Genomic DNA, 11,630 nt, shown 5'->3' with positions numbered 1-11,630 from the left:
CCGTTATAAAGTACTTTTACCATTATGAATCATCCTTTCAGAATAAATAGTTATTTAGTAGAGTATAAGTTGCTAAATCACTAACTTGAGGCTGATGACCCCGTAGAAAAGCTGTTAATCCTGTTCGGGCAATTTCCTTGATGCCATATGGTCGAAGAAGCTCAATTAGGGCATCGATTTTATCAGGACGGCCGGTAATTTGAACAGCCATGCTGTCTTTACTTACATCGATGATGAGAGCTCTGAATGGATCAATGATCCCGTTAATCTCACTGCGAAGCTGAGAGCCGCTGGCCACTTTAATCAGTGCTAATTCTCTGGCAACAATGGCTTTGTCGGTGATATCGGAAACCTTCAACACATCAATTTGCTTGTTTAATTGTTTGGTAACCTGTTCAAGTCGCTGTTCATCCTCCACCTCAACGACAAGAGTCATTTTCGAAATTCCTTCTGTTTCCGTTTGCCCGACTGAGATGCTGGCAATATTGAATTGCCGCCGTTGCAGGAGACCGGTAACCCGATTAAGGACACCGCTTCGGTCTTGAACGGTTAAAGATATGATTCGTTTCATATTGGTTTCACCCCAATCATTTCATGAAGCCCTTTACCGGGGGCAATCATCGGAAATACTTTTTCCTGCTGAAGAACTCGGCAATCCATCAATACAGGGCCATCATAGGCAAATACCTCAGGAAGTTTCGTAATCAGTTCTTCCTGTGTTTCGATTTTGTAGCCGCGAATTGAATAACTTTCGGCAAGCTTTACAAAATCAGGATGTGAATGCAGGATAGACTGGGATATCCGATTTCCGTGTAACAATTCCTGCCACTGTCTTACCATTCCTAGAGCCCCATTATTGACAATGATGATCTTAACAGGAAGGTTTCGTTCATAAATGACCGATAATTCCTGCAGCGTCATTTGGAAGCCAGCATCACCGACAACGGCGACAACCGTGCTTTCGGGAGAAGCCATTTGCGCACCGATAGCAGCAGGGAAGCCAAAGCCCATCGTTCCAAGTCCGCCGGAGGTAACCCAGCGATGCGGTTTGTTTAAGGTATAATACTGAGCCGTCCACATCTGATGTTGGCCGACATCAGTTGTAACAATGGCGTCACCTTTTGTTACCTTATGAATGGCCTCGATTAACCATTGTGGACTCATTCCCTTTGGATCGTGTTGATACCAAAGCGGATATTCTTGCTTGTATTGATTGAGTTTTGCCAACCAATCCTCGTTACTGTCAGATTCAGAAGTCAGATCAATCAACTCAACTAGAGCCTCTTTTGCATCACCGACAATTGGAATTTGGGTTGGTACATTTTTTCCAATTTCAGCTGGGTCGACATCGATATGAGCGACTTTTGCAGTAGGGGCAAAATGCTTCAGATTACCCGTTAATCGGTCATCAAAGCGTGCACCAAAATTGATGAGTAAATCACTTTCATACAAGGCCATATTTGCTGCGTAAGTTCCGTGCATACCGCCCATTCCCAATGAAAGAGGGTTGTCGCCAGGGAAGGCACCAAGGCCAAGTAGGGTAGTGACTACCGGAATCTTATGTTTTTCAGCAAATGCGGTTAATTCGGCAGATGCTTTGGCGTGAAGTACACCAGCTCCGGCTAGAATAACTGGTCTTATTGCTGCTCGTAATGAATCCGCCAATTTTTTAATTTGCATAGGATTTGGTTTAATTGTAGGCTGATAGCCAGGCAAATCGATTTCTGCTTCCTCAGGATTTTCAGTCAAGTGGCCTGCAGAAATATCTTTTGGGATATCCACTAAGACCGGACCTGGACGACCAGTAGAAGCAATGTGAAATGCTTCCTTTACGATTCTTGGCAAGTCGGAAATGGATTGCACTTGATAATTATGTTTCGTAATCGGAGTTGTAATCGCCATTACATCTGCTTCTTGGAAAGCATCTGTTCCAATCACTGTTCGTGCAACCTGCCCAGTAAATACCACGAGAGGTAAGGAATCCATCATGGCATCTGTAATTCCAGTAACCAGGTTCGTGGCACCTGGTCCTGAAGTCGCAATAACTACTCCAGGCTTACCTGTAATTCGGGCGTATCCTTCTGCCGCATGAATCATGCCTTGCTCATGACGGAAGAGGACGTGGTCAATGGAGCCTTGTGCCCGATAAATCGCATCATAAATTGGCAGGACGGCACCTCCGGGATACCCGAATAATGTCTCAACGCCTTCTTTGATCAATAATTCAATCAGAAGGTCAGCACCGGTTTTTGGTGCGGTACTGGTTTGGAATTCCAGCTTTGCTTCTACTTTCACGTTTTTTTCCCTCCTTATGGGTTATCGGTATTTGAGTAAAGAAAAATTTCAACTTTGTTATTTCTGTCTTTAAAAAAAATGAAAAGACCTATCCCTCCTCGAATAACCTGCAGTCAAGAACATCAAGAGCAGAATAATTCGGGGAGAAAAAGGTCTTTATTTTTTCTCGGTACCACCCGTATTTACAGTATCCTCACGAATACTGCCTTATGAAGCGAAAGATAAATCTAAAAAAACGCTTCTTTTTGTAACAGGTGGCACTTTTACCACCCGGTTATGCCTACTGAGCTAACGCCGTTCAGCATAACACTCGGGGATGATGTCAGAATAGGTTGTATTACTGGGCTTCCAGCAACCCCAGCTCTCTGAAAATACAAATTCCTATTCCTTTATTCCCGTCATCGATTTGGAATATTATTTTTTCAATGATGCCATACTCCTGTTTAGTACCTTAACTTCTTTTGAAGGGGAGGGGTACTAATGAGATCCCTTAATGGTTTCAAGTTCAGCGATTGGAGACCCACCGCTGATTTTATATTTTCATAATTCCACCAGTATTGGCAGAGGTAACAAGCTTAGCGTATTTGGCTAAATAGCCGGTTTTGATTTTGGGCTCAGGTTTCACCCAATTGCGGTGACGTTCGGCAAGAACCTCATCATCTACGAGCAACTCAATGGAGCGACCTTGTAAATCGATAACTATATCATCACCGTTTTCAACGAAAGCAATGGGTCCGCCTTCAGCAGCTTCCGGTGAGATATGCCCAATTGAAATTCCACGGCTGGCTCCGGAGAAGCGTCCATCAGTGATCAGTGCAACTTCTTTATCTAAGCCGCGACCGGCAATGGCAGAAGTAGGAGCGAGCATTTCAGGCATTCCCGGTCCGCCTTTTGGACCTTCATAGCGAATGACTACAACATGACCTGCTTGAACAGTGCCATTATTGATATTTTCTTGTGCCTCTTCCTGTGAATCAAAGACAATCGCTTTTCCAACGAATGTTTTAATGGAAGGATCAACGGCCCCAACCTTGATGACACCGCCATCGGGAGCGAGGTTTCCATATAAAATGGATAAGCCGCCAACTGGGCTGTATGGGTTATCTTTCGGGCGAATAACCAATTCATCCTGAATTGTTGCTTCCTTCACATTCTCAGCTAATGTTTTACCTGTAATGGTGATGCAATCTTTATGGAGAGCACCCTCAACCTTACAAAGTTCGTTCAGAATTGCGCTAACTCCACCAGCACGGTGAACATCCTGCATGGAATAATCAGATGCCGGCATTATTTTTGCAAGGTAAGGAACTTTTTCAGCAATATTATTAATTTCGCGTAAATCGTAGTCAATTCCAGCCTCGTGAGCAATGGCTAAAGTATGTAGAACGGTATTGGTAGAACCACCCATAGCCATATCTAACGCAAAAGCGTTATCGAATGCTTCTCTGGTCATAATGTCACGCGGACGAATATCATTTTTTACTAATTCCATTAAATGTCGTGCAGCCTGCTTAATTAGGTCATATCTTTCTTCAGACGTTGCAACGATTGTTCCATTGCCTGGGACAGTCATTCCCAATACTTCCATAAGACAGTTCATGGAATTTGCGGTAAACATACCGGAACAAGAACCGCATGTCGGACATGCCTGTGTTTCAATTTCCAGTAGCTGTTGCCCGCTAAGTGTTCCTTTGTGATAAGCACCAACTCCCTCAAACACAGAAGTCAGGGAAAGGTTTTTACCAGTTGAAGAGACACCTGCTTCCATTGGTCCGCCTGAAACAAATACTGATGGAACATTGGTTCTTGCTGCTGCCATTAACATCCCTGGAGTGATTTTGTCACAGTTTGGGATATAAAAAACACCATCGAACCAGTGTGCATTTATTACAGTTTCAGCACTGTCAGCAATAATTTCGCGACTTGGCAGTGAGTAACGCATACCGATATGCCCCATTGCAATACCATCGTCAACACCTATGGTATTAAACTCGAAAGGAATGCCACCAGCTTCACGAATTGCTTGTTTTACAATTTCGCCGAAATGATTAAGGTGTTTATGACCAGGGATTATATCAATATAAGAGTTACAGACACCGATAAATGGTTTTTCCAGATCACTCGTTTTAACCCCGGTTGCGTATAATAAGCTCCGGTGGGGAGCACGGTCAATCCCCTTTTTAATCATGTCGCTTCGCATTTCTCAATCTCCTAACTGACGATTGTTGGTTTGTTGCTTAGGGATAACAAGCCACTCCGTCTGTTGTTACCATTTTCCCAATCGATCAAAAAAATGAATTATTTCTTATTGACGACTATCATACAACCAATTGAAGACATGGTCAACACAAAAATCTGACAATTCAAACTAATCGAAAATATTGATAGCGTTTACAATATTGGCATATTAAGGTTAGCGATGGAATAAAAAAATTATGAAAATTTTTTAAAGGGGGAAAATTTCCTCAAAAGGCGAGGAAAAATAGGGGAGTAAAGGTGAGAGATAACCTTGTTGAGTAGTCTATTAAAACATATGCAAGCCATCTTAACCTATTTTGGAAAGATGTTCATATACCGCACGTAAATTTACAAATCCTTTCATTTCTGCCTCTTTTAAATAGTAACTCCAAACCTTTGCTGTCATGATTGCATCACCAAGGGCGTGATGACGATCTTTTATGTCTATCATGCAATTCCTGCATACTTCTTCAAGCTCTAATGAAAAAAGTGAAGGATTTGAAAGTCTAATTAGGAAGGATGTATCAATAATTCTGTGTTCAAATCTAGTTTTTATCAGCTCTTTGGTTAATTTTTTCATGAAAGCTTGTTCGTGTTTAGAATGATGAGCAATCAATATTTGATTTCCTACAAATTTAAAAAATTGGATTAACACATCTTTTCCCTCGGGTGCTGATTGCAAATGTTCCTTCCTGATATTTGTTAGGGAAGAAATCTCAGGCGATAGAAGTTGATCTGTTCTAATTAAAGAATAAAAGGTGTCAGATGATAAAATGCTTGAACCTGACATTTTAACGGCACCAATTGACAGAACCTGATCTCCTTGCTCAGGATAAAAGCCTGTAGTTTCTATATCAAAAACCACAGCTTTTAATTCCTGGAGGGGGGTATCCAGGTATAGATTTTTTTGCATTTCTCTTTGTAAATGCCTGATATAAGAAATATGCTGGGGGGTGTTTTGTCCTTGTACTCCTGCATAGATTTGCTTAAAGAATTGAATCATTTGGTTCATTATGAAACAACCACCTTTGTTACGTATTGAAGAAATGCAGCCCCTGTTTTAATGATGTCTTTTAATTCTAGTTTTTGTTCTCTTAAAAGATTGTTAATAGGAAGATAATGGCCGGATTCGTAATCAGTTTGTATAGTGTAAGTTAAACGATAGCTTAGTAGTTTGATAAAATGATGAATGATTCCATCTATATTTGGAATTTGATAAAGCATTTTCAATCTGGATAAAGTCGAGGTTTCTGCTACATTTTCTTTTAATGCCAAAAGCCGTGCTGAATTCACATAGGGAAAGAAGCAGATTTCTTTCATATTCAGTTGACCTGAAAATGGGCCATGTGTTTCAGTTAGAAATTGTCCAAAAACCCCAATTCCTTTTTTATGGTACTGGGTATTATAAGTAAGCCGCGGCAAAAGGTTTCCATTGATTATCCGTTCATTTAATAAATTTTTTAAAGAGGTAAGCAGACTGCTTTTGCCATACAGTGGACGTCCATCTGTAAATATAAGCAAATTTCTAATTGATTCCCAAGAGGAATTCTGCGACCACTCCAACAATTGTATCTCCCATTGCGAAATGGATTTGCACCATAACGTGTTACTGGCCATGACTTTCCCATCGCAGAATGGGTATCCCACTTCATTGAGTCCGATGGAGATCTGCTTACCTAGAGTTAAAAAATAATTTTCCTCCAGGTCTCCATCCTTCTGATAGATCATTCCATGGTCCTGATCACTCCATACAGACTGCTCCTTTCGCCCGGCACTGCCCATGACAAAGAAAGAGAAGGGGCAAGGAGGGGGACCATATACTTCTTCGACTTGCTTTTCTGCAAGAGAAATGACCCGAGAGTAGACTTCATCATGGAATTGGTTTAAGAGAAAGTGATTTGTGGTAATAGTAATGATATGGGTATCCCGCCATTTTCTTATATCTGTGAAACTCTTATCTGACATGTACTCACCACCAATAAAAGGACATTTCCATCCCAGGCATCACCCCAGAATGGAAGGGAATTCTTTATCTGTTAAGCATTAAGTTTGGGTTCAGTGCTTACAAAATTTTGTTCTTTCTTAAGCAATTCAGGGTACCCGTAGCTGCCATGCTCACTCATATCAAGGCCGATGATTTCTTCCTCTTCGGTTACCCTAAGACCATTCATAACAGCCTTCATTATCGATAGAAGAATAAAAGAGACGATAAAGGCAAAAGCTCCGCATGTTAGAACCCCGATTGCCTGCACTCCAAGTTGATGCAAGCCACCTCCGTAAAATAATCCTGGTTGACCAACAGTAGCCAATTCTTTCGTAGCAAAAAATCCAGTTGATAATGTCCCCCATACTCCTGCTGTTCCATGGACTGATAATGCAGCAATAGGGTCATCAATTTTTTTGTTTTCAAAGAACCGAATACTGTAGAATACGAGAATTCCGGCAATAAAACCAATCACAATGGCCGCCCAGGTCTCTACAAAGGCGCAAGAGGCGGTTATCGCTACCAGGCCGGCTAAGGCTCCATTTAACATCATTGGAACATCGGCTTTCCCTAAAACCATCCAAGAAATGATCATTGCTGCGACTGTTCCAGCTGCGGCAGCGAGGTTCGTATTGATGGCTACGAAACCAAAGAATCCTTTATCGGCGGATAAGGTGCTTCCTGCATTGAACCCAAACCATCCAACCCATAATAGCAAAACACTTAAAGCGGTAAATACTTGGTTATGTCCTGCCAAATTATTGGCCGTTCCATTTTTATTATATTTTCCGATCCGTGGCTTTAGGATGATCGTTGCAGCTAAGGAAGCCATCGCACCCGTTAAGTGAACGACGGTAGAACCGGCAAAGTCTTGTTTCCCATGCTCCGCCAGCCATCCTCCCCCCCAAATCCAATGAGCAATCGGAGGATATACAATCGCGGAAAACAGTACTGCAAATACAAGGTATGCACTCAGTTTTGCCCGTTCAGCAAAGCCACCGAAGGCGATGGTTAAGGAAATGCCGGCAAAGGCTAATTGGAATAAAAAGAATACTGCACCAGATAAAGCCATTCCTTTTATGTCATAGCCAGAATAAAAGAAGTCGGAAAAACCAATGAGTGAATTTCCCTTTCCAAAAATCAAGCCATACCCGACAGCCCAAAACACAATCGATCCAATCCCGAAAGTAAGAATGGTTTTACCGGCAATATGACCAGCATTTTTCATTCTGGTTGACCCTGTTTCCAGTAGAATAAAACCGCCAATCATCAAAATGACGAGTACAGCACTTAACATGACCCATATACTGTTTAATAAGAATTCAGTACTCATTGTTTTTCCTCCTTTAAGTATGTTAATTTTTGTAACAAAACCTTATAAATGCATTTTTACATAGATGGCAGATTTATTTCTATAATGATGTAAGAAATACTAACATTGTTTTTAATGAAATTAATGAATTCTCATGGGAAAAGGCCCTTCTTTGTTAGGTTGAAGGGCCTTTTCTCATTCCAAACTGGGCATTTAATTGTCCTTGAATCATTTTTCTTCTGATTTCTTCCTGGTTTTGTTTCTTCTGGGCCCGCAGCATTTCCTTTCGAATTTCGTGAGTTTGGACGCCATCTTCGATTTTATTGGCGATCTCCACTAATTCCTCTACATCCGTAAAGGAGTATTTCCTGCTCCCGCCTGGTGTTCTTTCCGGAAATATGAGTTTTCGTTGTTCATAATAACGGATTTGTCTTTCTGAAAGACCTGTTAGCTCTCTGACGATTCCAATGGTAATGACCTTCTTGTCTTTATAGGATGATTCATTTCCCATTTCTTAAAATTCACCACACTTTAGAATATCTTATGTTAGATTTTCTCACATAGATACTGATTTTGGTAAAAAATATGCTCTTTCTTTTGAAAAAAATGGTTTAGGGGCTTTTAGAATGGGGGTAAGCCTTTTTATATAGATAGGCTAATTCACTGACTGTAAGGCAATTTAGTTCTAGTTGTGAATAATCAGGTAAAGGTGATAATTTTTTTAGATAATACTCTCTTAGCACGTCCAGGCCACTTTTTAAGTAGTGGGACATACCGAACCACCCCTTTAATGATTTTGTAGTTTCCTTAAAAGCTCTGTTGCTTTGGAGCCTAGCCCTTTTAACAATTCCTCATATAATTCGTCTCGTAATTGATCTAACTCAAGAATTCTCATTGCTAATTTAATATCACGTTTTTGATACATGAACATCTTTCCTTTCGAGGATTATATAGAAAAATTTACCTTAATGAATTTGAACTGTCAGTGATCTTGTAAGATTATGTAACAAATTATTTATTTTCGTTGTTAGATTTTACTGAGGGAGTTCAACGAAAATGAGTGAGTGAAAAGATCGGTGCCCAGAAGTGATTAAAATTTTTCAGCGAATACAGTAAAGATGAATATGCAATCTGTTTACTGCGGTACACCTGCTAAAATCAAGAAAAAAGCCCCGTCTAAAATAATTAGACGGGACGTTTTTATACATTTTTTCGATTAGTGTCCGTGTAATCCAACCTGTCACTGGAAAGCGACCAACCTGTTTTTAGACCAATAATAAACCATGTCAATGCAAGACCGCCTAAGGAAAAAATCGTATCGCCAATTATACGAAGCCAGACAAAAGTGCTCACGATGTCACGAGACATAAAGGTTGCAGATCGTGCATACCACATTCCATGCTGGACGCTGGCCCAGGTCTGCATAAGGCCAATTGGAATCAAACTTAACAGTACCATCAAAATCAATCCGATATTAATAGCCCAGAAGGCAAACTTCAATAATCCTGTTTTCCATTCTTTTTTCACAGTTAATCCGCGTAAACTAAAGAGCATTAATCCAATTCCGAGCATACCGTAAACACCAAACAAAGCAGTATGTCCGTGCACAGGGGTTGTGTTTAGTCCCTGCATGTAATAAAGGGCAATTGGAGGATTAATAAAGAACCCGAATAAACCGGCTCCTACTAAATTCCAGACGGCTACTGATATAAAGAAGTAAATGGGCCATTTATAGGCAGATACCCATGGTTTAGCACGGCTACGGGTAAGGTTTTCATAAGCTTCAAAGCCGATTAGTACAAGAGGCACAACCTCAAGGGCACTAAAAGATGCCCCAAATGCTAAAACGCCTACCGGTGTTCCACTAAAATATAAATGGTGGAACGTGCCAATAATTCCTCCAAATAAGAAAATAACAGTCGAAAACAGAACTGAAACGGTCGCTGTTCTAAGCCCAAGCAAACCCATTCTTGTAAAAAGAAACGCCATAACTACTGTTGCAAAGACTTCAAAGAAGCCCTCTACCCAGAGATGGACCACCCACCAGCGCCAATATTCGGCAATCGCGAGATTTGTATGCTGCCCCCATAACAGAGCAGGGATATAGAATACTGGAATGGCGGTGGAAGCAATTAAAAATAAGGCTAGCAAATGTCTGCTTTCCTTTAAATTTTTAAAAGCAGGCCACATCGCACGTACCATCAGAAATAGCCAGAGGAACAAACCTACCGTTAAAAATAGTTGCCAAAATCTTCCTGTATCGGTATACTCGTACCCTTGGTGGCCAAACCAGAAGTTTGCTTTATGTCCTAATTTTTGCTGAACAGCCAGCCATTGTCCGTACATAGAACCAGCAACAATAATCAGCAGGCAAACAAATAAGAAATTTACCCCAAATCGTTGGAATTTAGGTTCATGACCAGAAACAGCAGGTGCAATAAACAATCCTGTTGCCAGCCATGCAGTAGCAATCCAAAGAATTCCCATTTGCGTATGCCATGACCTTGTAAGTGAATATGGAATCCATTTATCAATCGGGATTCCATAAAAACCGCTGCCTTCAACCTGATAATGTCCAGTAATGGCCCCGAGTAACACCTGTACAAGCCATAATAAAGCTACGACCCAAAAATATTTCTGGGTAGCTTTCATTGAAGGAGTTGGATTCATGGCCAGTAATGGGTCCTTTTCCGGATAGGTCTCTTCTCCTTCATGGTGTTTCTGAGTTGCATAATACCAAGATAATGCTCCGATTCCGGCGAGCAAAAGAACAAAGCTGACAACAGACCAGACCACCATTTCCCCAGTCGGTCGATTATCAATCAAATTCTCGTTAGGCCAGTTGTTTGTATAAGTTACATGATCTCCTGGCCTGTTTGTTTCAGTTGCCCAGGTGGTCCACCAAATGTAACTGATAAAAGCTGCAAGGCGGCCTTCATCTTTAATAACATTCTTCGGCATGGCATAGTCTTCACGTAATTGATCCAACTTCGGATCATCAGTAAATAAAGAAGCGTAATGTTTGCTTACATTCCGTATAGCTTCTGCACGAACAGGTGATAAAGTAATTTCTTTTGTTTCTTTATTATACGTATTCGGTCTAATTTCCTTTTTTAGACGCGCCTGTAAGGCAGCTTTCTTTTCTTCATCAAGAACTGAATACCTTTTACCATAATCCACCTTTGCCCAATGGTTTAATAACCACATGGATTCACGATGGAGCCAGTCCGCATTCCAATCGGGTGCTACATATGCCCCGTGCCCCCAAATACTGCCGAGCTCTTGCCCCCCAATCGATTGCCATACATTTTGCCCTGTTTGTATGTCATTTTTTGAAAACAAAACAGTCCCATCGGTAAGAACGACTCGATCGGGGATGGGAGGCATTGTATGGTAAAGCCGCCCTCCATAATAGCCAAGTATGGCAAAAGAAATAATAAAGACTAGTGCAAAGCTAATCCATAAACGTGTATAACGCATGTATACACCTCCGCTAGGTAATTTTTAAACGAGTTTACAAATTGAGGAAGCCTAACCAATATGTTCCCCATGGAATAAAAAAACATACCGAATTTCATTATTTTGGAAAATAGAAAAGTGGATAATTTATTTGACATCTATAGAAAAGAAGCGGCGTATGATGAAGGAGGTTCCCAACTTATTAAAATACTATACCTATAGTAGTAAACTAACGTTTTACTATAGTAGCTAACAAAAGTATTGAATATAGAATCAAAAAAGTTTATAATCATTTATAATTCTGAATATTATTAATGTTTAAACAAAATGTTATTATAAAAA

General features: G+C 40.7%; 9 protein-coding genes. All 9 read right to left on the bottom strand.

Features of this window, described 5'->3' with window-relative positions; genetic code table 11:
- Nucleotides 1–37 precede the first annotated feature (37 nt).
- Nucleotides 38–571 (bottom strand): acetolactate synthase small subunit, encoded by a 534-nt coding sequence (gene ilvN / locus V7083_RS13745; RefSeq protein ID WP_335478659.1) that lies wholly within the window; start codon nucleotides 569–571, stop codon nucleotides 38–40.
- A complete protein-coding gene (gene ilvB / locus V7083_RS13740; protein WP_335478657.1) occupies nucleotides 568–2,295 on the bottom strand; it encodes a biosynthetic-type acetolactate synthase large subunit in 1,728 nt (575 codons plus the stop codon). Before ilvB ends, ilvN begins: the two co-directional genes overlap by 4 nt.
- A 532-nt stretch (nucleotides 2,296–2,827) precedes the next feature.
- On the bottom strand, nucleotides 2,828–4,495 hold the full coding sequence (gene ilvD / locus V7083_RS13735; RefSeq protein ID WP_335478654.1) for a dihydroxy-acid dehydratase: 1,668 nt from the start codon (nucleotides 4,493–4,495) through the stop codon (nucleotides 2,828–2,830).
- A 345-nt stretch (nucleotides 4,496–4,840) separates the two neighbouring features.
- On the bottom strand, nucleotides 4,841–5,545 hold the full coding sequence (locus V7083_RS13730) for an exonuclease domain-containing protein (RefSeq protein ID WP_335478652.1): 705 nt from the start codon (nucleotides 5,543–5,545) through the stop codon (nucleotides 4,841–4,843).
- A complete protein-coding gene (locus V7083_RS13725; RefSeq protein ID WP_335478649.1) occupies nucleotides 5,545–6,498 on the bottom strand; it encodes a DUF294 nucleotidyltransferase-like domain-containing protein in 954 nt (317 codons plus the stop codon). The genes V7083_RS13730 and V7083_RS13725 overlap by 1 nt, the downstream gene beginning before the upstream one ends.
- A gap of 71 nt (nucleotides 6,499–6,569) precedes the next feature.
- Nucleotides 6,570–7,850, bottom strand: a complete 1,281-nt coding sequence (locus V7083_RS13720) for an ammonium transporter (protein WP_335478647.1) — start codon at nucleotides 7,848–7,850, stop codon at nucleotides 6,570–6,572.
- 154 nt (nucleotides 7,851–8,004) lie between these two features.
- Nucleotides 8,005–8,340, bottom strand: coding sequence for a MerR family transcriptional regulator (locus V7083_RS13715; protein ID WP_335478645.1), 336 nt, complete (start codon nucleotides 8,338–8,340; stop codon nucleotides 8,005–8,007).
- Nucleotides 8,341–8,616: 276 nt separating this feature from the next.
- Nucleotides 8,617–8,754 carry a hypothetical protein gene (locus V7083_RS13710; RefSeq protein WP_335478643.1) on the bottom strand — a complete coding sequence of 46 codons (138 nt, stop codon included), beginning with the start codon at nucleotides 8,752–8,754 and terminating at the stop codon, nucleotides 8,617–8,619.
- A gap of 275 nt (nucleotides 8,755–9,029) precedes the next feature.
- Entirely contained in the window at nucleotides 9,030–11,309 is a 2,280-nt protein-coding gene (locus V7083_RS13705) for a nitric-oxide reductase large subunit (RefSeq protein ID WP_335478641.1), read from the bottom strand.
- Nucleotides 11,310–11,630: the final 321 nt, after the last annotated feature.

This window comes from Bacillus sp. JJ1764 (assembly GCF_036962145.1).
Lineage (GTDB): Bacteria > Bacillota > Bacilli > Bacillales > Cytobacillaceae > Neobacillus.
Note: the sequence above shows the minus strand (reverse complement) of the source record. Positions and strands in the feature narration are given on the sequence as shown.